The 20,943-nt window shown below is 60.8% G+C and carries 22 protein-coding genes, 1 tRNA gene, 1 other RNA gene and 2 pseudogenes; 22 read left to right on the forward strand and 4 right to left on the reverse strand.

The features are described 5' to 3' along the window. Positions 1 to 2 precede the first annotated feature (2 nt). The 3 genes from ihfA (at position 3) to AACY13_RS07575 (ending at position 808) form a co-directional block, all read left to right on the forward strand. The gene (ihfA, locus tag AACY13_RS07565; protein WP_003243414.1) at positions 3 to 305 is read left to right on the forward strand and encodes an integration host factor subunit alpha; all 303 of its coding nucleotides are present in this window, start codon (positions 3 to 5) and stop codon (positions 303 to 305) included. Then, positions 286 to 642: a MerR family transcriptional regulator gene (locus tag AACY13_RS07570; protein ID WP_339460479.1), complete on the forward strand. Its 357-nt coding sequence runs from the start codon at positions 286 to 288 to the stop codon at positions 640 to 642. Before ihfA ends, AACY13_RS07570 begins: the two co-directional genes overlap by 20 nt. A gap of 89 nt (positions 643 to 731) precedes the next feature. Then, a tRNA-Pro gene (locus AACY13_RS07575) sits at positions 732 to 808 on the forward strand. 73 nt (positions 809 to 881) lie between these two features. On the opposite strand, the pseudogene AACY13_RS07580 reads toward AACY13_RS07575, so the two are convergent. Then, a pseudogene (locus AACY13_RS07580) lies at positions 882 to 1,336 on the reverse strand (tyrosine-type recombinase/integrase); the annotation flags it as partial. 125 nt (positions 1,337 to 1,461) lie between these two features. Between AACY13_RS07580 and AACY13_RS07585 the strand changes: the two are divergent. Next, on the forward strand, positions 1,462 to 1,713 hold the full coding sequence (locus AACY13_RS07585) for a helix-turn-helix transcriptional regulator (RefSeq protein ID WP_339460480.1): 252 nt from the start codon (positions 1,462 to 1,464) through the stop codon (positions 1,711 to 1,713). Beyond that, positions 1,713 to 2,909, forward strand: a complete 1,197-nt coding sequence (locus AACY13_RS07590) for a type II toxin-antitoxin system HipA family toxin (protein WP_339460481.1) — start codon at positions 1,713 to 1,715, stop codon at positions 2,907 to 2,909. The genes AACY13_RS07585 and AACY13_RS07590 overlap by 1 nt, the downstream gene beginning before the upstream one ends. A gap of 350 nt (positions 2,910 to 3,259) precedes the next feature. Here AACY13_RS07590 and AACY13_RS07595 read toward each other — a convergent pair whose 3' ends face one another. Next, entirely contained in the window at positions 3,260 to 4,141 is an 882-nt protein-coding gene (locus AACY13_RS07595) for a helix-turn-helix domain-containing protein (RefSeq protein WP_339460483.1), read from the reverse strand. A 456-nt stretch (positions 4,142 to 4,597) separates the two neighbouring features. On the opposite strand from AACY13_RS07595, the gene AACY13_RS07600 reads away from it, so the two are divergent. The 14 genes from AACY13_RS07600 (at position 4,598) to AACY13_RS07665 (ending at position 17,673) form a co-directional block, all read left to right on the forward strand. Then, the gene (locus tag AACY13_RS07600; protein WP_339460484.1) at positions 4,598 to 4,780 is read left to right on the forward strand and encodes a Flp family type IVb pilin; all 183 of its coding nucleotides are present in this window, start codon (positions 4,598 to 4,600) and stop codon (positions 4,778 to 4,780) included. Positions 4,781 to 4,814: 34 nt separating this feature from the next. Next, the gene (locus AACY13_RS07605) at positions 4,815 to 5,339 is read left to right on the forward strand and encodes a prepilin peptidase (RefSeq protein WP_339460486.1); all 525 of its coding nucleotides are present in this window, start codon (positions 4,815 to 4,817) and stop codon (positions 5,337 to 5,339) included. A gap of 2 nt (positions 5,340 to 5,341) precedes the next feature. Next, complete coding sequence (locus AACY13_RS07610; protein ID WP_339460487.1) at positions 5,342 to 6,667, forward strand: AAA family ATPase; 1,326 nt, start codon at positions 5,342 to 5,344, stop codon at positions 6,665 to 6,667. A 17-nt stretch (positions 6,668 to 6,684) separates the two neighbouring features. Further along, positions 6,685 to 7,497 (forward strand): Flp pilus assembly protein CpaB, encoded by an 813-nt coding sequence (gene cpaB, locus AACY13_RS07615; RefSeq protein ID WP_339460488.1) that lies wholly within the window; start codon positions 6,685 to 6,687, stop codon positions 7,495 to 7,497. Between the two features lie 159 nt (positions 7,498 to 7,656). Beyond that, a complete protein-coding gene (locus AACY13_RS07620; protein WP_339460489.1) occupies positions 7,657 to 9,126 on the forward strand; it encodes a type II and III secretion system protein family protein in 1,470 nt (489 codons plus the stop codon). Between the two features lie 97 nt (positions 9,127 to 9,223). After that, positions 9,224 to 9,496, forward strand: coding sequence for a hypothetical protein (locus AACY13_RS07625; RefSeq protein WP_339460491.1), 273 nt, complete (start codon positions 9,224 to 9,226; stop codon positions 9,494 to 9,496). A 23-nt stretch (positions 9,497 to 9,519) separates the two neighbouring features. After that, positions 9,520 to 10,845, forward strand: coding sequence for a TadE/TadG family type IV pilus assembly protein (locus AACY13_RS07630; protein ID WP_339460493.1), 1,326 nt, complete (start codon positions 9,520 to 9,522; stop codon positions 10,843 to 10,845). 194 nt (positions 10,846 to 11,039) lie between these two features. Continuing rightward, on the forward strand, positions 11,040 to 11,507 hold the full coding sequence (locus AACY13_RS07635) for a TadE/TadG family type IV pilus assembly protein (RefSeq protein ID WP_339460494.1): 468 nt from the start codon (positions 11,040 to 11,042) through the stop codon (positions 11,505 to 11,507). Further along, positions 11,507 to 12,016, forward strand: a complete 510-nt coding sequence (locus AACY13_RS07640) for a TadE/TadG family type IV pilus assembly protein (protein ID WP_339460496.1) — start codon at positions 11,507 to 11,509, stop codon at positions 12,014 to 12,016. Before AACY13_RS07635 ends, AACY13_RS07640 begins: the two co-directional genes overlap by 1 nt. Next, positions 12,010 to 13,233, forward strand: a complete 1,224-nt coding sequence (locus tag AACY13_RS07645; RefSeq protein ID WP_339460498.1) for an AAA family ATPase — start codon at positions 12,010 to 12,012, stop codon at positions 13,231 to 13,233. The genes AACY13_RS07640 and AACY13_RS07645 overlap by 7 nt, the downstream gene beginning before the upstream one ends. A gap of 3 nt (positions 13,234 to 13,236) precedes the next feature. Next, positions 13,237 to 14,673 carry a CpaF family protein gene (locus AACY13_RS07650; RefSeq protein ID WP_339460499.1) on the forward strand — a complete coding sequence of 479 codons (1,437 nt, stop codon included), beginning with the start codon at positions 13,237 to 13,239 and terminating at the stop codon, positions 14,671 to 14,673. Next, positions 14,670 to 15,656 (forward strand): type II secretion system F family protein, encoded by a 987-nt coding sequence (locus AACY13_RS07655; RefSeq protein WP_339460500.1) that lies wholly within the window; start codon positions 14,670 to 14,672, stop codon positions 15,654 to 15,656. Before AACY13_RS07650 ends, AACY13_RS07655 begins: the two co-directional genes overlap by 4 nt. A gap of 24 nt (positions 15,657 to 15,680) precedes the next feature. Beyond that, positions 15,681 to 16,649: a type II secretion system F family protein gene (locus tag AACY13_RS07660; RefSeq protein ID WP_339460501.1), complete on the forward strand. Its 969-nt coding sequence runs from the start codon at positions 15,681 to 15,683 to the stop codon at positions 16,647 to 16,649. A 1-nt stretch (position 16,650) separates the two neighbouring features. Continuing rightward, positions 16,651 to 17,673: a tetratricopeptide repeat protein gene (locus tag AACY13_RS07665; RefSeq protein WP_339460502.1), complete on the forward strand. Its 1,023-nt coding sequence runs from the start codon at positions 16,651 to 16,653 to the stop codon at positions 17,671 to 17,673. 153 nt (positions 17,674 to 17,826) lie between these two features. Here AACY13_RS07665 and AACY13_RS07670 read toward each other — a convergent pair whose 3' ends face one another. After that, on the reverse strand, positions 17,827 to 18,105 hold the full coding sequence (locus AACY13_RS07670; protein ID WP_339460503.1) for an HU family DNA-binding protein: 279 nt from the start codon (positions 18,103 to 18,105) through the stop codon (positions 17,827 to 17,829). A 277-nt stretch (positions 18,106 to 18,382) separates the two neighbouring features. Here AACY13_RS07670 and AACY13_RS22645 point away from each other — a divergent pair. The 3 genes and pseudogenes from AACY13_RS22645 to ffs form a co-directional block, all read left to right on the forward strand. Further along, positions 18,383 to 19,120 (forward strand): annotated as a pseudogene (locus AACY13_RS22645) (MCP four helix bundle domain-containing protein); the annotation flags it as partial. Positions 19,121 to 19,198: 78 nt separating this feature from the next. Next, positions 19,199 to 19,978 carry a methyl-accepting chemotaxis protein gene (locus tag AACY13_RS22650; protein WP_445262554.1) on the forward strand — a complete coding sequence of 260 codons (780 nt, stop codon included), beginning with the start codon at positions 19,199 to 19,201 and terminating at the stop codon, positions 19,976 to 19,978. Between the two features lie 228 nt (positions 19,979 to 20,206). Continuing rightward, positions 20,207 to 20,303, forward strand: an RNA gene (gene ffs, locus AACY13_RS07680) — signal recognition particle sRNA small type. Positions 20,304 to 20,641: 338 nt separating this feature from the next. On the opposite strand, the gene AACY13_RS07685 is transcribed toward ffs, so the two are convergent. Then, entirely contained in the window at positions 20,642 to 20,929 is a 288-nt protein-coding gene (locus tag AACY13_RS07685; RefSeq protein WP_339460505.1) for a DUF3509 domain-containing protein, read from the reverse strand. Positions 20,930 to 20,943: the final 14 nt, after the last annotated feature.

Below are 20,943 nucleotides of genomic sequence, written 5' to 3' on the forward strand. Positions count from 1 at the left end.
GTATGGGGGCTCTGACGAAAGCTGAAATGGCGGAACGTCTGTATGAAGAGCTGGGCCTGAATAAACGGGAAGCCAAGGAGTTGGTGGAACTGTTCTTCGAGGAGATCCGCCAAGCGCTGGAGCTCAACGAACAGGTCAAGCTCTCGGGGTTCGGCAACTTCGATCTGCGCGATAAGCGTCAGCGCCCCGGTCGTAATCCAAAAACGGGAGAGGAAATCCCTATCACGGCCCGCCGTGTAGTGACTTTCCGTCCAGGCCAGAAACTTAAAGCCAGGGTTGAAGCCTATGCTGGAACCAAGTCATAACGACGAATTACCGGCCATACCTGGCAAACGGTATTTCACGATAGGTGAGGTGAGTGAACTCTGTGCGGTCAAGCCGCATGTTCTGCGGTATTGGGAACAAGAGTTTCCTCAGCTCAACCCCGTCAAGCGGCGCGGCAACAGACGTTACTATCAGCGACAGGATGTGCTGATGATTCGTCAGATTCGTGCCTTGTTGTATGACCAGGGCTTTACCATAGGCGGCGCACGACAGCGTCTTTCCGGTGATGAAGCCAAGGATGACACGACCCAGTACAAGCAGTTGATCAGGCAGATGATTGCTGAACTGGAAGATGTCCTGGTAGTGCTCCGTAAATAACGTGACCAATCAAAAAGTTTCCATTTTTCAGAAGCTTAATGTATAGTTCGCGTCGTTTTCGGCAATACGAAAACAGATTCACGCCTAGTCGGGGCGTAGCGCAGTCCGGTAGCGCACTAGCATGGGGTGCTAGGGGTCGAGTGTTCGAATCACTCCGTCCCGACCATATAATTCAAGCATTAGAGCCTGGTCAGTGATGGCCAGGCTTTTTTGTGTCAGGGACTTTTGCGGGACTTTTTTCATCCTGCCTTCCTCCTCAGTATTGTCAGCGCCGGCCCACGTGAGTCGGTAGCCGATATCTTGTTGGCTTCATCAATCAGCTTACCCAGTTCTGCGCCTGAGTAGTGGCTGGTGATGCTACCGTTCTTGTGGCCTAACAGGGCCTTCCTATCTTCCTCAGTAACCCCGGCGGCCCTTAGTCTTCGACCGAAGGTGTGCTTCAGATCGTGGACGCGTATCGAGGAGAAGCCTGCGGGAGCGGGGCGCAGGAACTGCTCCTGAAACCGCTTAGCCGCTCGAACCCTGGCCTTCTTCCATGCCGAGTCGTTCATCCGATGAACTGGATTCGCCGTGCCGTCTCGCTCGGGCTTCCCATAAGGGAATACCTAGACAGGGTCCAGCCCCCGCTGCCCCTCGATGACAGATTTTGCCATGTTGTTCAGCGCACTAGCCGGTCATCACCATGAATCGCCCCTGGTTGCTAGACACACTCCAAGCTTGCTTGGCGTTGATTCTCGGACTTGAGTAGGCAACCCGCTTTGATTTTTCGGTTGGTTCGGTATACGTTACATTTCATATAACTTGTTGCGTATACGGAACATGGACTATTCCCTCATCACGCTGCGACTTGGCGAGCAGCTTCGGCAGCGCCGTCTGAATCGCGGGCTGACTCAGGCCGCGCTTGCCACCCTGGCCGGTATCACCCGGCAAAAGGTTATCGCCATCGAGAAGGGCGACCTCTCTGTGGGGATGGTGGCCTATGCACGAGTGCTGGCAGCCCTCGACTGTGAGCTCAACGTGGTGCCGGCAGCCATGCCCACGCTGGACGAAATCCACGGAGTATTCGACTGATGACGGCCGTGCTGCAGGTTGCAACGCCAGAGGGCGACAGCGGAAAGATCCTTACCAGCGCCGGGGACTTTCTGTTCCGTTACCACGAAGACGCAAAGGCGCAGGCGGCGATAAGTTTGCTAATGCCGGTGCGCTTGGACGAATACCGCCACCGGGAACTGCACCCGATCTTCCAGATGAACCTGCCGGAAGGTTACGTCCTGGAGCAGTTGCGCAACCGTCTGGCCAAGGTGGCGAACGTTGACCCGATGTTGCTGCTGGCTCTGTCTGGTAGCAGCTCGCCTATCGGACGGGTGGCGGTCAGTTCGCCAGAGGTCGATGCGCTGCTACGGCGGCAGCAGTTCCCTGGGGAGAAGCTGGAAGAAATCCTAGCCTGGGATGGCGCAGAAGATATTTTTGCCGGTCTGGTGGATCGCTACATCCTGCGCGCAGGTATATCAGGCGTGCAGCCCAAGGTACTGGTGCCAGAGCATCAGGAATCCGCGCCGCAGCGCTTCACTTCGAAAACCTCTGACCTGATCATCAAGAGTGGCCGGGATGAGTTTTCGGGGTTGGCGATCAATGAGTACCTCTGCATGTCTGTGGCCAGGGAGGCGGGGATAGCGGTGCCGGAGTTCTATCTTTCCGCCAACGCCAAGCTGTTCGTTATGCGCCGCTTCGACCGGGATGAGCAGCTCAACCCCATCGGCTTCGAAGACATGGCGGCATTGATGGGGCTGGCCGCGGAGCAAAAGTACAGCAAGAGCTATTCGGCCATCGCCAAGGCCATCCGCTTGTTCTGCCCTGCCGAGCAGGTGCAGAGCTCGCTGGCGCAGCTATTCGCCATAGTGTCCTTGAGCTGCATCGTCGGTAACGGCGACGCCCATCTGAAGAACTTCGGGTTGCTGTATTCCGACCCTACCCAGCGCGATGCACGGCTCGCACCGGCCTACGATATCGTCAACACCACGGCCTACATTCCGGAGGACGTGTTGGCGCTGGATCTTGTTGGCAACAAGTCGTTATTTGCGTCGCGGCAAGGGCTGCTGGACTTCGCACAGGTCTGTGGTGTGGCGCGGCCAGAAGAAGTGATCCGCGAGCAGTTGAGCGCGCTGGAGCGGGTACTGGCACGCTCAACTGAGCAGGGCGAGCAGGCACCGCACGTGGTCGCGGCAATCAAACTTTGTGCAGGCCCATTTGTGAAAACCTTTGGTTAGTGTGCTGGCGCTTTACCTGATTGTGAGTCCTACCGTCATATTGAAGAGTACGGCACTACATCAGGGCCGCAGAACCAAGGGCAAAGCGCATAGGACGGGTGTCCATCGGACTGCGGTCATCTCAACGTAAGTGGCCGCCTTGGAGCGACAGCTGCCTGTCACGAAGGGTAGGAATCGACCCTATGCAGCCGTTGACGTTCGGCAGAGATCGGCCAGAAGTGGGCACTCGCCTGGACGATAAAGTAGCCAGTTTGGCTGCTGCGAGCGGCATTGTCCGATGTACCGATTCGATAATGGATTCAGCGGTTTTGTTCTGGCGAAACGGATTGGCCGAGTGTTCGCTAGCCGGCCTATTTCCAGCCCAGGGACAGCTGTTCGCGCCAGTGCTGCGATGAGCAGGGCTGGTTATCGTCCTCGCTGCGATTGGACTGCGGCTGCATTGCGGCACCTTGGCGATAATCGCTGGGGCAGCAGCCAAAGTATTGCTTGAAGCTGCGGGCGAAATAGGAAGGGTCCTGAAAGCCCACGGCATAGGCGATGCTGGTGATAGGCATCTCGCTGTTGCTGAGCAACTCTTCGGCCTTGTCCATGCGTTTACGCTGGACGAATTCGAGAAAACCCACTCCGTAGGTCTGTTTGAACAGGCGGCTGAAGCGAAATGGCGTCATGCCGCAACGCTTGGCCAGGGTCTGCTGTTCGATATGTTCCTTGAAGTGCAGCTCGATATAGTGAATGGCGTCCTGCAGCGGGCGCTGTTTCTGATGCTCGTTGGTCAGGCGCACGCTTTCCGGTAGCTCGCTGATGCGCGCTAGCTGCTGCTTTGGCTTGGACAGGTCATGGGCGTTGCGCAGCTGGCACAGAGCGCGCAGGTCCTTGAGGTAGCGCTGGTGTTCGGCTGGCTGCAATGGCAAGGCCAGATAGTCCCAGACGCCGGAGCGGAATGCCCAGACGGCCAGCTCCTCGGAGTGCTGCAGCGTCAGCATGGTGATCGGGATGGAGGGCGCGGCGCGCTTGACCTCGAGAATCAGGTTGAGGCTCTGGGAATCCGGGCGATCATAGTGCATGCAGATCATGTCCGGACGCTGGCGTGCGCTCAGTCGGGACACATTCAGTTCCCGGACCAGAATGATCCTGCAACTGTCCGCGAAGGCGGCCGAGCAGTCGGTGGCCGACTGGTCGTGAGTAAGGTCGAACCACAGCAGCTGCGGAGCAGTGATTGCCTGTGTATTCATTGCGGTCATTAGAGTGGCCGTCTTGTACAGTGTTTGGCAGATGTCCTTTATGTGTTACATCCCGTTTTAAAGTGTAATACCTATTCAACACTTAGAAGCAATATGACATCGATTCAAAGACCAAGTCGGCATAAGGGCTAGAACGCTTCGTTCTATTTGCGTCATTTCGACGCTGGATCCTGGTCGCTGCCTATCGCCCGTCGCGTCAATCCCTTTCAAATCAATAGCGTTGCAGGTCTTTTCCTCCGGGGGAGGCCTGCGTCCACGCATGGGCCTGCAAAAATCTACCGGCGATGCGCAAGAAATCTCCTAACCGATTTTCGTCCTGGCACCTAGCGTTGAAGCAGGAGGGTGGAGTACGTGCCAGGAGCACAGACAGGGAGTACACACCACGCAGGGAGTACACGCAGGAAGCGCCGTCTTTCTTGGCTAGAACATTCGAGTGAGGTGAGCGAGATGATCTTTCAAGCAATCAAGACTTCGGTAATGAAATTCGTCAAAGACGAAGAGGGCCTGACCATTGTGGAGTACGCGGTGGCGGGTGGGTTAATCACCGTCGCGGTTGTTGCTGCTTTTGTAATTCTTGGGACAAATGTGAACACCAAGATTACAGCGCTTGGTACTGCCGTCGGTACTTAATGAAACTCCCGGTGAAATAACGGAGTAAGCAGCGATGTCCAAAGAGCAGATGTTCCCCGTCATTTTGCTACTAGGGCTGCTGGGTGTTGCGGTGGCGAGCGATCTGCGTCGCCACCGTATCCCCAACTTCCTGGTTGTGCTGGGCCTGGTTCTGGGCCTGGCCGGCCAGGCTTATACGGGCGGAATCGGCGGCCTGGCTATTGGTGGGCTGGGGGCGCTGATCGGTTTCGGGGTTTTTCTACCTCTCTACGCCATGGGTGGCATGGCCGCTGGCGACGTCAAGTTGATGGCCATGGCCGGCAGTTTTATGACGCCGCATTATGCGCTTTGGGCGGCGCTGTTCAGTCTGATGGCCGGCGGCCTGTGCGGTTTACTGCTGGTGCTGGCCAAGGGGCAGCTGCGGCAGACCCTGGGGCGTTACCGGCTAATGTTGATGGCACGGGCCTATCTGGCCCCGGCAGCCGATGAGGTGGCCAGCAAACCTTTTCCCTATTCGCTTGCGATTCTGCTGGGCAGTCTGGCCAGCGGTTATCTCATGTTTATCCGTGCGGGAGTCTAGCCATGTATGCGCTAAGCCCTATGGACAATGACCAAGACATTCTCGATCCGATTCAGCCATTGGCCCCGCAACCGCGCACTGTCGCGGAAACCGGCCTGGCCGACAATTTTCTTGGCGACCTGCTGTGCAAGCACCTGCTTGACGCCGGCGTACTAGATTTGGCGCAACTGGTGGAGCGCCTGGCATTGACCGGCTCGGTGCTGGAGGAGGTGCTCGGTTATCAGCGCAAGGATGGTCGTATCGAGGTGCTTGGCCAGAGCGGCGGGCAGGGCCTGCGTTATGGCCTGACCGAGCGTGGCCGTAGCGCGGCCAAGGATGCCCTGGCGCGCAGCGGCTATATAGGCCCTGCGCCCTATCCGGTGGAGCGTTACCGGCAACTGCTGCAGGCACAGTCGGTACATGCCAGCCGCGTCGATACCCTGGCTATGCGCGAGGCCTTCGCTGGCGTGGTGCTGCGCGAGTCGTTACTCGACCAGTTCGGCCCGGCGATGAACTCGGGTCGGGCGATCATGATTTACGGGCCGCCCGGTACCGGCAAGACCTATATCAGCCAGCGTCTGATCAGGTTGTTTCACGGTGCGATCTGGGTGCCCCATGCCATTGCCATCAACGAGGCGGTGGTGGAGATATTCGATCCTCAGGTGCACAAGCCGCTGCCCGTCGAGGGCGGAACGCGCAGCCTGCGTATGGACCAGGGCGTCGACCGGCGTCTGTTGCGCTGCCGGCGGCCGATCATCATCACCGGTGGCGAGCTGACCCTGGATATGCTGGATATCCGCTTCGACCCCTACACCCGTCTTTACCAGGCACCGCTGCAGCTCAAGGCCAGCAACGGCATCTTTATCATCGACGACCTTGGCCGCCAGCGGGTGGCACCGGTGGATCTGTTCAACCGCTGGATAGTGCCGATGGAAGAGAAGAAGGATTACCTCAACCTGGGCGGCGGTCGCCACTGCGAGATGCCCTTCGACTTGATACTGGTGTTTTCCACCAACCTCAATCCACTTGAGTTGGCCGACGAGGCCTTTCTCCGGCGGATCGGCTACAAGCTGCATTTCGGTTACCTGCAGCCCGATGAGTACGAACGCATCTGGCAGCAGGAATGCGAAAAACTGGGCATTCCTTACGACCCCGAGCTGGCGGCCTACGCCATCGAGCGCTTGCACCGGCCGGAGAACATGCCGCTATTGCCCTGCTACCCGCGTGATCTGCTGGGCATGGCGCTGGACTGCCAGCGCTACCAGGGCGGGGATGAATGGCAGGTCCTTTCACCGAAGACACTGATCTGGGCCTGGCGTAACTATTTCGTCAGCCTTGAACCCAGTTGAATCCAGGAGGCACCGTCATGAACTCACGCACGCTTATGTTGATCGGTCTTTCACTGCTGCTCGGCCTGGGCGCGGCCTTTCTGGCCAATAACTGGCTGAGTGCACGACTCAACGCCAGCCCGGACGACAACCTGCAAAACGTGGTGGTGGCCACGCAGGAGATCCCCTTCGGCCAGATGGTCGAGGCCCAGCAGGTGACTCTGGTGCGCATGCCCAAGGGCACGGTACCGGACGATGCCTTCGATAGCGCCGACAAGGTAGTGGGCAAGATCGCCACCTTCGCGATTCTGCGCGGCGATATCGTGCGCGGCGCGCGTCTGGCCGAGCACCTGGGCGGCAGCACTCTGGCATCACTGATCGAGCCGGAAAAACGTGCCATCTCGGTGCGGGTGGACGATGTGGTCGGGGTCGGTGGTTTCCTCTTGCCGGGTAATCGGGTCGATGTGCTGGTGGCCAAGAAGGTCGATGGCAGCGGTAACACTGCCAAGTCGGAAACCATTCTCGAGGACCTGCGCGTGCTGGCCGTTGATCAGACCGCCAGTACCGACAAGACCCAGCCGGTGGTGGTGCGGGCGGTAACCCTGGAGATGACGCCCGAGGAAACCGAGATTCTGGTCAAGGCGCAGACCGAAGGCAAGCTACAGCTGGCCCTGCGCAATCCGCTGGATAACCAGAAGAAGCCACTGCCACCGGTCGAGAAAACCGTGGCCGTGGTGCAAGCACCGGCCCCCGTTCCCGCAGCCAAGCCGGTGGTGCGCCGCAGCAGTGGTGGCAGTGGCGTGACCATTATTCGCGGTATCGAAGTGCAGTCGACTAAAGCTCAGCTTTAGATATTCGCCCCCCCCCAGTCCCCACCTAAATAGGGCGAGGGGACGAGCAGAGAGTAGGGCATCGAACAGGCGTCGCGGCGCGACGTTCAGACACATGGCATCGGCGGGTTCGGTGCTCCTGTAAGCAGGTAAAACGCATAACCACGCAAGGAGTAGGGCATGGATATCATCCGTAAACTGGGCGCATGCGCGCTGTCCTTACTAGGTGCTGGGTTGTTCTGCAGTGCGGCACTGCAGGCCGCCGAGCCAGTGCCAGCGGTCAGTGCCATGCCGGCAGCCAACGTCACCAATATTCAGGTGCCGATCTATAAGTCGCGGGTACTGACTACCCGCGCACCGGTGAAAAAGGTCTCGGTCGGCAATCCGGAAATCGCCGATATTCTGGTGACCAGCCCGACTCAGTTGTATTTACTCGGGCGTGCCCTGGGTAGCACCAACGTGCTGTTGTGGGATAGCCGCAACCGGCTGATCGACAGTCTCGATCTCGAGGTGGTGCACGACCTCGGTGGGCTGAAGAGCAAGCTGCATGAGCTGCTGCCCAATGAGCGGATCGAGGTGTATAGCGCCCAAGGCGCGCTGGTGCTGCGTGGCCAGGTCAGCAGTGCGGCGGCGATGGACAGCGCGGTCAAGCTGGCCAAAACCTATACGGCGCAAACCGCCAGCATTGTCCAGGGCGAGGGCGAAGCCGCGGTAGCGGCACCGACCCAATCGCTGGATGTGATCAACCTGCTCACAGTCGGTGGCAGCCAGCAGGTGATGCTCGAAGTCAAGGTGGCTGAGATGAAGCGCGATCTGGTCAAGCGCCTCGGCATACGCTTTCTGGCTATCGGCTCCGGCGGCAATTGGGAATTTGGCGGATTCAATAACAGCGGCTCACTGGCCAATAACCTGCTCAGCTCCAGTACGGGATTTCTGGCTCAGTTCGCTTCCGAGAGTTTCCTCTTCAGCGCCATTCTGGAAGCGTCCAAGGACAATGGCTCGGCCAAGGTACTGGCGGAGCCAACCCTGACCACCCTGACCGGGCAGCAGGCGGAGTTTATTTCCGGTGGCGAGTTTCCGATCCCGGTTGCCGATGATGATGGCATCACCATCGAGTTCAAGGAATTCGGTGTCGGGGTGAAATTCCTCCCGACGGTATTGGACTCGGGACGGATCAATCTCAACCTGAATGTGTCGGTCAGCGAGCTGGTGGCTGCCAATAGCCTGGTCGTGGAAACAGAGTCCACGCTAGGTTCGTCCTCGTTGCTGGTACCGGCGCTGACCAAGCGTAGCGCCCAGTCTACCGTCGAGTTGGGCAATGGCCAGACCATTGCCATCGCTGGTTTGATCAGTGAAAGCACTCGGGACTCTGTCAGCCGTTTCCCCGGCTTGGGTGATATCGCAGTGATCGGTCACCTGTTCCGTAGCCAGGAGTTCATCAGCGGTGAAACCGAATTGGTGATTCTGGTCACGCCGCACCTGGCCAAGCCAATAGATGCCAGGACCGTGCGCCTGCCCACCGAAAACTTTGTCGAGCCTAGCGACCTGGACTTCTATCTGCTCGGCAGGACCAAGGGCCGCGAAGTGGGCCGCCCGGTGCCGGTCAGCCTGGGGGTCAGTGAAGGCAGTTTTGGCCACGATCTGCAGTAGGTGTGGAGCGGTCTTGCAAAGGCCGCCCGGGTCAAAAGTTTGCAAGGGTGTCTCGCCGCGGCGGGCCGCACGGGATCAACCAGTGGAGGCAATCACCATGAAACGCACGATCATTCTGACACTTCTGTTATTGGGGCCAAGCGCGTGCATGACCTACGACGAAGGGCGAGTCGGATCGGTGGGCTACAGCGTGTACCAGACCCACTACCAGCAGATTGCCGATAAGGAGCGGGCGGCCAACCCGGGTACCGAAATCTCGCCCAGCGGTACCGACGGCCCGCTGACCGAAAGAGTCATGGACGGCTACCGGGGCGTAACCGGCGATGCGGCCCAGGTCGCCCAGCCGATCCAGATCAATATCGGTAATTGAGGGCTACGCCCATGAAATCCCGGATGCAAAGGCCGTTTACCGCAACGCTGGCACGCCAGCGGGGAGCGGTGATGGTGCTGATCGTGATTGCCCTGGCCGCCATGCTGTTGATGGGTGCTCTGGCCCTGGACGGCGGGCATATGTTGTTGAACAAGACCCGCCTGCAGAATGCCGTGGATGCCGCAGCCCTGAGTGGGGCCAAGACCCTGCAGCAGGTGAAGGACAGCGGCAATGCCTCCAGCCTGACGCGTGATGCGGCGCTCAACACCCTGCGCCTGAATGCCGATGCCGACGGCAATGGCGAACTGGACAGTGGCATCGGTGATGGCGGAGTAGGGGCTTTCGCCATAGTGGAACTATCCAGCAGCGTTTATGGGCCATTCTCCTTCCCAGGTCCGGCCGATGCCGCCTATGTGCGAGTGTCGGTACCGGATTACCCACTGGCCGGGTTCCTCTGGACTTTCGCCCAGTCCTTCTCCGCCGGCAACCTCGGTGACAAGGCGGTGGCCGCCATCGCCACAGCCGGGCCGAGTCCCTCGGCCAACCCGTGCAAGATCGAACCCATCATGGTCTGCGGCGACCCCGCTCAGTATGACCCCGAGAACGGTAATTTCTGGGGCTATGGTTTCGGCGATCTGGAGGTACTGAAGAGCGCCGCTGGCAGCGATCCGGCAATCGGCCCCGGGAACTTCCAGTTGCTACGCCTGGATGGTGCCACCGGGGCCAACGACCTGCGCAATGCTCTGGCTGGAGGTATAGACAAGTGCAACGCGGTGGGCGATGAGGCGGAAACCGAGCCGGGTAATCAGACCGGGCCAGTGGCCCAGGGGCTGAATACCCGCCTGGGGGTATACACCGGAAGCATGAGCGCCAACGACTATCCGCCAGACTGGGTCACCGACTTCACCAACCCGCGGACGACCTATAACGACAGCACCTCGGACGTGGAGCACGGAGGCGAGGTGGTCAATTCCAGCAGTGGCGATCTGTCCACCAGTAGCACCGATTTGTTCGACTACAACGACTGGTTGGCGGCCAGCGCCGCCTGCGCCGCGTCCGGCACCTGCCAGGGTGCCTACGAGCGGCGCATCCTCACCCTGGTCATGGGGGATTGCGACGGCGCATCCGGTGGCCAGACATCGGTGCCGGTGTTGGGCTTCGGCTGTTTCTATCTATTACAGACGGTCAAGCAGCAAGGTACCGAGGCGCAGGTATTCGGCCAGTTCATCAGCGAGTGCGAGGGCGATGGTTATGCCGGAGCGACACCAGCCGACGATGTCGGGCCGAACATCATTCAGCTGTACAAGACCTATATCGGCGGCGTTGCGACGCCAAGCCCCGATTCCTGACCGGTCGGTGTAGACCGGGTGTAACCCAGGGCGGTGCCAGCTCAAGGTCGGTCCCGCATTGCGCTGGAGCTTATCCGGGCTACGGGGCCGCAACAAGCTAGCCCGGATAAGGTCCGGGGGAGGCGTAAGCCTCATGCAACACCGGTCCCGGATTGTACCCGGGCGATGATCAGCCCAGTTACTGGGAGGTGTTTATGCACAGTCAGTCATTCAAGCCCAGGCAGGCCCAGCGTGGCGTGGCCATGGTCGAGTTCGCCATCACCCTGCCGCTTCTGCTGTTATTGCTGTTGGCCATCGGTGAGTTTGGACGCATGTTCTACCACTACAACAACCTGCTGCAGGCCAATCGCGACGCGGTGCGTTACCTGGCCGGAGAGGCCTGGAATGGCAACCTCGGCCAGGTCTCGATCGATCCGGTGTTAGAGGCCAGGACCAAGAATCTTGCGGTCTATGGCGTACCCGTACCCCAGCCCGGCAACGAGGTGGCACCGGGGCTGACCACTGCAGACGTAACAGTCGGGGCCGTGGGCAGTGACCATGTTCAAGTGCGCATCAGCTATGTGTTCCGCCCGGTGCTTGGCAACAGCCTGCCGGCGCTGATTGGCGATGCTATCCCGCTGAATATCCCGCTGGTGGCCACCACCGTGATGAGGGGGTTGTGATGAAATCGTTAGACAGACGGCGCATGGGCGGGGTGTATGTGGTGGAGTTCGCCATTATCGGTCTGCTGCTATTCACCTTGCTGTTCGGTGTGCTGGAAATGGGCCGCCTGTTATTTACCGTCAATGCTCTGGACGAGGTGGTGCGCCGCGGCGCGCGCCTGGCGGCGGTGTGTGATATCAGCGACCCGGTGATATTGCGTCGAGCGATCTTCAATGCGGCCGATGATGCCGGTGCCAGTTCGCTGATCGGCAGCCTGGAGACCGCCAACCTGACCCTGGTTTACCTGGACGAGAACGGCGTGGGTGTGCCCAGCCCGGGCGATCTTGTCGGTGCCGGCGGATTCAGCGCCATCCGCTATGTGCAGTTGCGGGTGGAAAATTTCCCCCATGAGTTGTTGATTCCAGGGTTTGGCGGGGTATTCACCCTGCCGGCCTTCAGGTCAACCATTCCCCGCGAAAGCCTCGGTCGACATGCCGAGGATGTAGCTCCGGAGATCACACCATGTTGAAGCTTAGAGAAGTCTCAGCACCGTCCAGCTCCCCCACCAAGCAGGGACTGCATCTGCTGATCAGCAGCCGCGATGCGGAAGCGCTGCAGCACCTGCACGGCATTTGCCGGCGTGCTCCCGGCATGCAGGTGAATACACGTCTGGTCAGCAATGGACATACCGACCCGCTGTACGGGCTGGAGCATAAACCGGATTTCCTGCTGCTACGGGTCAGCCACTTGTGGCGTGAGGAATTGGCGGCGCTGTTGCAACATCCGATCCAGGACCGCCCGCCGCTGTTGGTCTGCGGACCGCTGGACGAGCGTGAAGGCATACGTCTGGCGATGCAGGCCGGTGCGCGTGATTTTCTCCCGGAGCCGGTGGCCGCCGAAGAGTTGCTGGCGGCCCTTAGTCGCATGGTCATGGAAACCCGTTCCAGTAGCGGTACCACGGGCAAACTGGTGGCGGTGATGAACGCCAAGGGCGGTTCCGGTGCCACCCTGCTAGCCTGCAATCTGGCTCATCAACTCAGTGCCACGGGCGGTAGCACGCTGCTGCTGGATCTCGATCTGCAGTTCGGCAGCGTGGCCCATTACCTCGACGTGCAGCCTGGCCACAGCCATGTAGAGGTGCTGCAGCAGATCGAGGAGATGGACAGCGTGGCGCTACGCGGCTTCTGCAGTCATTTCAGCCCGAGCCTGCATGTGCTGGGTGGACGCGAGAACGAGCTGTGCCTGCCCCAGGACGTGCATATCGAAAACCTGGAGGCCCTGTTGCAGTTGGCACGCAGCACCTATGACTGGGTGGTGGTGGACTTGCCGCGGCAGATCGACCACCTAACCGGCATTACCCTGGAGCAGGCCGACCGGGTCTATATCGTGGTGCAGCAGAGTCTCAGCCATCTCAAGGATGCCAGCCGTCTGGCGCGCATCCTGCGTGATGAGCTGGGGGTGCGCGGCGAGAATCTGCAGGTGGTGGTCAACCGCTATAACAAGGCCGCCCCGGTGACCTTGCGCGATATCGCGACGGCGCTGCGCTGCAGTGAGCTGCAACAGGTGCCCAACGATTTTGCCGTGGTCAGCCAGAGCCAGAATACCGGCGTGCCCCTGGATCTGCACGCGCCGCGCGCGCCGATCACGCTTGCCATGCAGGCGTTGAGCAAGGAGTTGCTCGGTCAGCAGGCCAGTACCGAACCGGGTGTGTTCAAACGCGCCTTCAGCCGTTTTTTCGGGGGGTGAACCATGCTCAGCGAATTGCGTAATCGACTGCGTCAACAACCGCTCAAGACCGAAGCTTCGACTGCCGTAGAGGCTCCCGAGCAGGGTGCGGCGGCTCAGGAGATGATGGCCTGGGAGCACTCCACACCTGCCGAGCTGTATGCCACCAAGAGCCATCTCAGCTCAGTGGAAAGCGAGTGGCGGGAGAAGATTTATCAACAGCTGCTCAAGGTCATGGACCTGTCGCTGCTGGACTCCCTGGAGCCAGTCGATGCCGTGCGGCAGATACGCGAGATCTGCCTGCGCCTGTTGGATGAGCATAACGCGCCGGTCAGCGCGAGCAGCCGGCAACTGATCATCAAGCAGATCACCGATGAGGTGCTCGGCCTGGGGCCGCTGGAGCCATTGCTGGCCGACCACAGCGTGTCGGACATCCTGGTCAATGGTTATGCCTCGGTGTACGTCGAGCGGCATGGCAAATTGCAGCAGACCGATGTGCGTTTTCGCGACGACCAGCACCTGCTGAATATCATCGATCGCATCGTTTCCAGCCTGGGCCGGCGCATCGACGAATCCTCGCCGCTGGTGGATGCACGCCTGAAAGACGGCTCGAGGGTCAATGCGATCATCCCGCCGCTGGCCATCGATGGGCCGAGTGTGTCGATCCGCCGTTTTGCCGTGGATTTGCTCAGCTCCGCGAGCCTGGTAGAGATGGGTACCCTGACACCGGCCATTGCCCTGATGCTCAAGGCCATCGTCCGCGGGCGGCTGAATGTGTTGATCTCCGGGGGCACCGGCAGCGGCAAGACCACCATGCTCAATGTGCTGTCGAGCTTTATTCCGCATAACGAACGTATCGTCACCATCGAGGACTCCGCCGAACTGCAGTTGCAGCAGCCGCATGTGGTGCGCCTGGAAACCCGCCCATCCAATATCGAGGGCCGTGGCGAGGTCAACCAGCGTGAGCTGGTGCGCAACAGCCTGCGCATGCGCCCCGATCGCATCGTTATCGGCGAGGTGCGCGGAACCGAGGCGCTGGACATGCTGACGGCGATGAACACCGGTCACGATGGCTCGCTGACCACCATCCACGCCAATACCGCGCGCGATGCCCTGGGAAGGATCGAGAACATGGTATCGATGACCGGGGCCACCTTCCCGATCAAGGCCATGCGTCAGCAGATCGCCTCGGCCATCGATGTGGTGATCCAGCTGGAGCGCCAGGAGGACGGCAAACGGCGTTTGGTCAGCGTGCAGGAAATCAACGGCATGGAGGGTGAAATGATCACCATGACCGAGATTTTCTCCTTCGTCCGTCGCGGCATGGGCGAGCATGGCGAGGTACTCGGCGATTACCGGCCAACGGGCATGGTGCCGGCCTTCCGCGATGTAATGGGTAAACGCGGTATCGAGTTGCCGCTGAGCATGTTCCGGCCGGAATGGATGGAGGGGCAGTCATGAACCAGATTCCCAGCGAATTTATCCTCGCGTTCCTCGGTATGGTGTTTGCCGCGGTGTTTCTGCTCAGCCAGAGCCTGGTGATACCGGTATTTGGCGAGGCGAGCAGGGTGCGCAAGCGTATTCGCGGCCGCCTACATGTGCTGGAACGGGCCAGTGACCTACCGAATATGCAGACGGTGCTGCGGCAGAAATACCTCAAACGTCTGTCGCCGCTGGAGGCTCGCCTGGAGCAGCTACCCGCCATGGAAGCCCTGGCGCAGATGATCGAGCAATCCGGGCATGAGTACCGCGCCTACCGGGTGCTGTTGCTGGGCCTGATCCTGGGGGCGCTCGCGGGCATTGCGCTGTGGCTGTACAGCCAGGTCTGGTGGCTGGCCCTGGCGCTGGCTCTGCTGGTGTTCTGGCTGCCGGTCATGAAGATCGCCAGCGATCGCGGCAAGCGTTTCGCCGCGTTCGAGGAGGGCCTGCCGGATGCCCTGGATGCGATGTGCCGGGCATTACGTGCCGGCCACCCGTTCAACGAAACCCTGCAGCTGGTGGCCGAGGAACATAAGGGGCCGGTGGCCCATGAGTTCGGTCTGACCTTCGCCGATATCAACTACGGCAACGATGTGCGCCGGGCCATGCTCGGGCTGCTCGAACGCATGCCGAGCATGACGGTGATGATGCTGGTGACCTCGGTGCTGATCCACCGTGACACTGGCGGTAACCTGACCGAGGTGCTGACCCGCCTGAGCAGCCTGATTCGCGGGCGCTTTCGCTTTCAGCGCAAGGTCAAGACCTTGTCGGCGGAGGGACGCATGTCGGGCTGGATTCTTGTGGCGGTGCCCTTCGTACTGGCGGCGGCGATCGTGGTGTCGAGCCCGACCTATCTGCCGTTGCTGATCAAGGAACCCATGGGCCAGAAGCTGGTGATGGCAGCTTTCGTCGCCATGCTGCTGGGGATTCTGTGGATTCGTAGAATCATCCGTATCCAGGTGTAAGCGCAGGCAGAGGAGGTATGCGTCATGGACTATCTACTGGGTTTGCTCAACCGTGTGGTCGGCAATGAGGAGCTGGCGCGGTTGTTGTTCGTCGGTGCCATCGGCCTGAGCGCGGTGCTCGCCGTGGCGACCCTGGCCATGCTGGCGTCGGGCCTGCGCGACCCGGTACAGCGCCGCCTGACCCTGATCAAGCGCGGGCATGGCGGTCTGGCCGTCGGCCAGGAGGCACCGAGCAATCTGCAACTGATGCTGGAGCAGGTGGGGCAGCGGTTCAACTCCGGCGAGGAGGGGGCGGAGTCATCCACCCGCACGCTGCTCACCCATGCCGGTTATCGCTCCCCCGCGGCAGTGCAGGTTTACTGGGCCGTGCGTCTGCTGCTGCCGTTGGTGCTGGTGGTCCTTAGTCTGTTGGCGTTGCCGCTGATTCCCAATCTGTCGCTGGCCATGGGCATCCTGCTGGTGGTGGTGGCTCTCGGGGTGGGCTGGCTGGCACCGGCGATTTATGTAGACAAGCGCAAGCAGGCGCGCATGACCCGGCTGCTGGTGGCCTTCCCCGATGCCCTGGACCTGATGGTGGTGTGCGTCGAGTCGGGGCTGGCCTTGCCCCAGGCCATCGAACGGGTGGCCGACGAAATGGCGGTCAGTCAGCCCGAGCTGGCCCTGGAACTGGCCCTGGTCAATGCCGAGGTGCGTGCCGGCATCCCCAGCACCGAGGCGCTCAAGCATCTGGCCGAACGTACCGGGCTGGAGGAGATCCGCGGGCTGGTCAGCCTGCTGGCGCAGAGCATCCGTTTCGGTAGCAGCGTGGCCGACACCCTGCGCATCTATGCCGAGGAATTCCGTGATCGACGCACCCAGGCCGCCGAAGAAATGGCGGCAAAAATTGGCACCAAGTTGGTATTCCCCTTGATTCTGTGTTTGTGGCCGAGCTTCTTTCTGGTGGCCATAGGTCCGGCAATCATCGGGGTGCTCAACGTCTTCGGGAAGGTATGAAATGAAAAGGATCAGTCTGCTGTTGGTCCTGACGGCCGTGCTGTCAGGATGTCAGACCATGGGCCCGGAGCCGGTGCTCGACACCCACTCGGTGTATAGCGGTGACAATTCGCTGTTACACAAGGTACGCAAACAGGCCAGTTCGGCCGACCAGGCCATGCAAATGGCCGCGATGGCCTACCAGGCCGGCGACTTGGATCAGTCGCTGTACCAGTATCTGCGCGCCATCGAACTGGAACCGAAACGCTACGAGGCCCTGGTCGGGGTCGGGCGCATCCATCGCGAGCGCGGCAATATACAGCTCGCCGAAATGGCCTTCGGTGAGGTACTGGCGAACCAGCCAGACAACCTCGATGCCCTGGCCGAGATGGGCATGCTGCGTTTGGCCAAGCGTGACCAAAAGGGTGCGCAAGATCTGCTGTTCAAGGCGGTGGCGCTGGACCAGCAGCGCCTGGGCAATGACCAGGGCGAAGGCCTGCCCAGCGTGGCTGCGCTCAAGGTGGACGGCAAGTCGCCGCTCAAGGTCTACAACGCCCTTGGCGTGCTGGCCGATCTGCGCAACGACTTCCCCTCGTCCGAGGCCTATTACCGCCTGGCCATGCTGATCGAGCCGCGTTCGGTGCTGGTGCAGAATAGCTTGGGCTATTCCTATTACCTGGCCGGGCAATGGCCCCAGGCCGAGCGCACCTATCAGCGTGGCATCAGTTACGGCAGTGGCTATAAACCGCTGTGGCGCAACTATGGATTGCTGCTGGCGCGCATGGAGCGTTATGAAGAGGCGCTGTCCGCCTTCGAACAGATTGGCGGGCGTGCGCAGGCCAGCAATGACGTCGGCTATATCTGCCTGGTTGAGGGCAAACTGGATGTCGCCGAGCAGTTCTTCCGCAGCGCGATCGAACAGTCGCCCGCGCATTACGACATGGCCTGGGACAACCTCAATCGGGTGCAGCAGGTCAGGCGGATCCGGCAGATGGGCGGTCCCGGGTCGGTCGCCGTGGCTCCGCTGGAGGAGGCGGTGCAATAGGCCTTGCCCATAGACGTCACGGCAAGGCCGGTAGGATGGTGTTGAGCGCAGCGATACCCATCGGCGTGGTTGATGGGTTACGCGGCGCGCGGGGTTCCGCGTTGGGCTTGAATCTTGTGCTCCGCGCCGCTAACCCATCCTACGGGGCGTCGATCAGTTGATTGCGTCGCTCAGGGCCTTGGCCGGCACATACTTGACGACCTTCTTGGCGGCGATCTCGATGGCTTTGCCGGTCTGCGGGTTGCGGCCGGTGCGAGCCGGGCGCTCGCTGACCTTCAGTTTGCCAATACCTGGCAGGGTGATTTCATCGCCGTTCTCCAAGGCATCGCTGACAATCTCGCTGAGTTGCTCGAGTACCGCGCGGATGGTGCTTTTCGGTGTGTCGGTCGACTCGGCGATATCGCTGATCAGTTGGTCTTTGGTCATGGCCATGTTGTTGCTCCTTGGTAAACGCTTGGGTTTGGCAAAACGCACACAGGGTACTGCTAATTGGTATGCGGGGCACGGCCCTGAGGCTGTCGCGGTCTGCTTCCGACTCGTCCGCTCATCGATAATTCCCCCGCGCACACTCGCCACCTGACTCATTGCGCCCGTAGCGCGAGAGCTTTCCTGGGGATTGTCGTGCTTGGTCTAAGCTGATGCTACTTGGCTATTGCTCTGGAGTACCACTATGTTGCGCCTCTTCGCCGATCTGGGGTTTCGCTGGAAAATGGCATTGCCCATTGTGTTGCTGGCAACGCTGCTGGTCGCAATGGGCTTTCTCGGTATGCGTGGCATCGACCAGGTCGCCGATTCCAGTACGCGGTTGACCACGCGTTTCCTGCCAGGCATCAGCCTGCTGCTCAACGCCGACCGCGATCTCTATCAGGCCTTTGTGGCCGAGCGCAGCAGGCTCGGCGAGGGTGCAGGCGCGCATGCCAGTGCCCTGGAGGCGGCCCATACGGAGAATCTGCAGCAGGCTTATGATCGCGTACACAAATTTGCCGCCATGCAACCGGGTGCCGAGGCGATGCAGCTGGTGGCCCAGTTCGACCGTGGTTTTGCACGCTGGAAGGCGACCTCGCAGCAGGTGCTGCAGTTGGCGGGCAGCGATCCACAAGCCGCCAGCGCGCTGAGCTTCGCGGCCAGCGAAGAACAATTCGAGGTCATGCGTACCGCCATCGACAAGCTCGGCGAGATGGATGACCTGGCGGCCAACGATGAGGGCATGGCGGCCATTCGGCTGGGGGAAACACTGAGCTGGCAGCAGGGCCTGATCATTGCCGTCGGCCTGCTGGTCTGCCTGGTCTTGGTGGTTGGCTTTCCGCTCCTGATTACCCGGCCGCTGCACAGTCTGCTCAATCGCATCGAGCAGATTGCCGACGGCGACGGCGATTTGCGCGTACGCCTGGATGTGCTTTCCCGCGACGAACTGGGCAAGCTCAGCCATGCCTTCAATCGATTTCTCGACAAGCTGCAGCCCTTGATCAAGGAAGTCGGGCGCGTCACGGGGGAGGTGGAGCGTTCGGCGCAGAGCCTGGCCGGTATGGCGGCCGCCAATGACCGCCTGATCAGCAGCGAGCATGCGGCGGTGGATCAGGTCAGTACGGCGGCCACCGAGATGAGCAGTGCGGTGCACGAGGTGGCGCGCAATGCGCAGCACGCCGCCGATGCCGCCCGCAGCGCCCAGGTGCAGTCACGTGAAGGTGCTCTGGTGGTAGGGGCGACCATCGACTCGATTCGTCAATTGGCCCAGGAGGTTGAGAGTGCTTCGGCCAGTATTCAGACCCTCGAGCAGGAAGCTGCGAATATTGGCGCGGTATTGGCCGTGATCCGGGGTATCGCCGAACAGACCAATCTATTGGCGCTGAATGCGGCCATCGAGGCCGCCAGGGCCGGAGAGCAGGGCCGCGGGTTTGCCGTGGTGGCCGACGAGGTGCGTGCCCTGGCTGCCCGTACCCAGGAGTCGACCAAGGACATTCAGCTGATGATCGAGCGCCTGCAGATAGGGGTACAGAATGCGGTCAAGGCGACCCATTCGGGCAGTGCCAAGGCGCGGGAAAGTGTCGACCAGGCCGCCGGCGTGGATCAGGCGCTGACCGATACCAGCGACTCGGTGCAACGCATCAATGATATGACCGCGCAGATTGCCTGCGCCTGCGAGGAACAAAGCAGCGTTACCGAAGAAATTGCCCGCAATATCAGCGACATTCGCGATCTGTCCAACGAGGCGGCGCAGACCTCCGAGCAGAGCGCGCGGGCCAGTCAGCACCTGTCCGAACTGTCCCATGGCCTGACAGCCCTGGTCGGGCGCTTTCGGGTGTGAGTTCGAGCCTCTTGTCCGCCGCAGCGGTGGCGGCCATCTGCAGCCTTTATCCCCTGTGCGCGCTCGCACCAGCGGGGATAAAGGCTGGCGCAATAAGCAAGACAGCCCCGTGCAAGCGGCACCAGGCAGACCTTAAACCGGTTATAAGTGCTTGAAGCTGTTGTAAGTTTGGATCAAGCCAGTACAATGGCGCGGCTCGCTGCAAGGCGGGTAGCGTTATGGTGACCCTGCCGGTCCCCCCGCAACGATCAGCCGTGAACCCGGTCAGGCCTGGAAGGGAGCAGCCGCAGCGGTGACATTGTGTGCCGGGGTGTGGCTGGCAGGGTTGCCTCCATCTTCAAGCCCGTTCGGGCTGTGCGTTACCTCTATTATTCGCTCATCCGGTATTTTTCCTGCCTCGTTGCCGCTTGTCTGGCACCGGGCGTTGTGGGCTGTGCGAACTCAAATGAAGGCCAGGTTTTGCGTCCAGAGTGGATCGCGGCCATATCCCTTGGCTGGTGCGCTGGCGGCAGGCGCTTGGTGCGCGCGGCGCACCCTACGGGGCGACGTTATTCTGCAGGCCCGGGAAAACAACTTCGCTTTCAGCAGCCTCTGAGCAGGGGGTGGCCGCTATTGCGCGCAATAAAAAGCCCCGCGGTTGGCGGGGCTCTTGGCGGAGCGGGTTCAGGCCAGGTGGTAGCTGAGAACGCTGTCCTGTTCTTTCAGGGCTTTGCGCATATCGGCGGGAATGCTGCCGGAGCGCATGGCAAGTTCCAGGCGGATTTCTTCAAGGCTTTGCGCGAATGCCTGGGCGTCCGTGCGCTGGGCGGCGCTTAATACCCGGCTGTAGGCGGTGACGTCGGCGGCATCCACGAGGGAGAGGATAATGCCACCGTCCGGGCGCGGCGCGCTGAACGTGACGCGCAAGGGAGCGAACAATTGCTCGACGAGTTGCTGGTTGATGTTATCCATGACCTTGCTCCATC

Source organism: Pseudomonas sp. EA_105y_Pfl2_R69 (genome assembly GCF_963970915.1).
In the GTDB taxonomy this organism is placed as follows: Bacteria; Pseudomonadota; Gammaproteobacteria; order Pseudomonadales; family Pseudomonadaceae; genus Aquipseudomonas.

What these genes read in the sequence shown, in the direction of transcription:
- AACY13_RS07610 (WP_339460487.1), top strand. Translation starts at nt 5,342, where the DNA reads ATGTATGCGCTAAGCCCTATGGACAATGACCAAGACATTCTCGATCCG.
- cpaB (WP_339460488.1), top strand. Translation starts at nt 6,685, where the DNA reads ATGAACTCACGCACGCTTATGTTGATCGGTCTTTCACTGCTGCTCGGC.
- AACY13_RS07640 (WP_339460496.1), top strand. Translation starts at nt 11,507, where the DNA reads ATGAAATCGTTAGACAGACGGCGCATGGGCGGGGTGTATGTGGTGGAG.
- AACY13_RS07600 (WP_339460484.1), top strand. Translation starts at nt 4,598, where the DNA reads ATGATCTTTCAAGCAATCAAGACTTCGGTAATGAAATTCGTCAAAGAC.
- AACY13_RS07685 (WP_339460505.1), bottom strand. Translation starts at nt 20,929, where the DNA reads ATGGATAACATCAACCAGCAACTCGTCGAGCAATTGTTCGCTCCCTTG.
- AACY13_RS22650 (WP_445262554.1), top strand. Translation starts at nt 19,199, where the DNA reads ATGGCGGCCGCCAATGACCGCCTGATCAGCAGCGAGCATGCGGCGGTG.
- ihfA (WP_003243414.1), top strand. Translation starts at nt 3, where the DNA reads ATGGGGGCTCTGACGAAAGCTGAAATGGCGGAACGTCTGTATGAAGAG.
- AACY13_RS07655 (WP_339460500.1), top strand. Translation starts at nt 14,670, where the DNA reads ATGAACCAGATTCCCAGCGAATTTATCCTCGCGTTCCTCGGTATGGTG.
- AACY13_RS07625 (WP_339460491.1), top strand. Translation starts at nt 9,224, where the DNA reads ATGAAACGCACGATCATTCTGACACTTCTGTTATTGGGGCCAAGCGCG.
- AACY13_RS07630 (WP_339460493.1), top strand. Translation starts at nt 9,520, where the DNA reads ATGCAAAGGCCGTTTACCGCAACGCTGGCACGCCAGCGGGGAGCGGTG.
- AACY13_RS07570 (WP_339460479.1), top strand. Translation starts at nt 286, where the DNA reads ATGCTGGAACCAAGTCATAACGACGAATTACCGGCCATACCTGGCAAA.
- AACY13_RS07665 (WP_339460502.1), top strand. Translation starts at nt 16,651, where the DNA reads ATGAAAAGGATCAGTCTGCTGTTGGTCCTGACGGCCGTGCTGTCAGGA.
- AACY13_RS07650 (WP_339460499.1), top strand. Translation starts at nt 13,237, where the DNA reads ATGCTCAGCGAATTGCGTAATCGACTGCGTCAACAACCGCTCAAGACC.
- AACY13_RS07645 (WP_339460498.1), top strand. Translation starts at nt 12,010, where the DNA reads ATGTTGAAGCTTAGAGAAGTCTCAGCACCGTCCAGCTCCCCCACCAAG.
- AACY13_RS07660 (WP_339460501.1), top strand. Translation starts at nt 15,681, where the DNA reads ATGGACTATCTACTGGGTTTGCTCAACCGTGTGGTCGGCAATGAGGAG.
- AACY13_RS07605 (WP_339460486.1), top strand. Translation starts at nt 4,815, where the DNA reads ATGTCCAAAGAGCAGATGTTCCCCGTCATTTTGCTACTAGGGCTGCTG.
- AACY13_RS07590 (WP_339460481.1), top strand. Translation starts at nt 1,713, where the DNA reads ATGACGGCCGTGCTGCAGGTTGCAACGCCAGAGGGCGACAGCGGAAAG.
- AACY13_RS07595 (WP_339460483.1), bottom strand. Translation starts at nt 4,141, where the DNA reads ATGAATACACAGGCAATCACTGCTCCGCAGCTGCTGTGGTTCGACCTT.
- AACY13_RS07585 (WP_339460480.1), top strand. Translation starts at nt 1,462, where the DNA reads ATGGACTATTCCCTCATCACGCTGCGACTTGGCGAGCAGCTTCGGCAG.
- AACY13_RS07620 (WP_339460489.1), top strand. Translation starts at nt 7,657, where the DNA reads ATGGATATCATCCGTAAACTGGGCGCATGCGCGCTGTCCTTACTAGGT.
- AACY13_RS07635 (WP_339460494.1), top strand. Translation starts at nt 11,040, where the DNA reads ATGCACAGTCAGTCATTCAAGCCCAGGCAGGCCCAGCGTGGCGTGGCC.
- AACY13_RS07670 (WP_339460503.1), bottom strand. Translation starts at nt 18,105, where the DNA reads ATGGCCATGACCAAAGACCAACTGATCAGCGATATCGCCGAGTCGACC.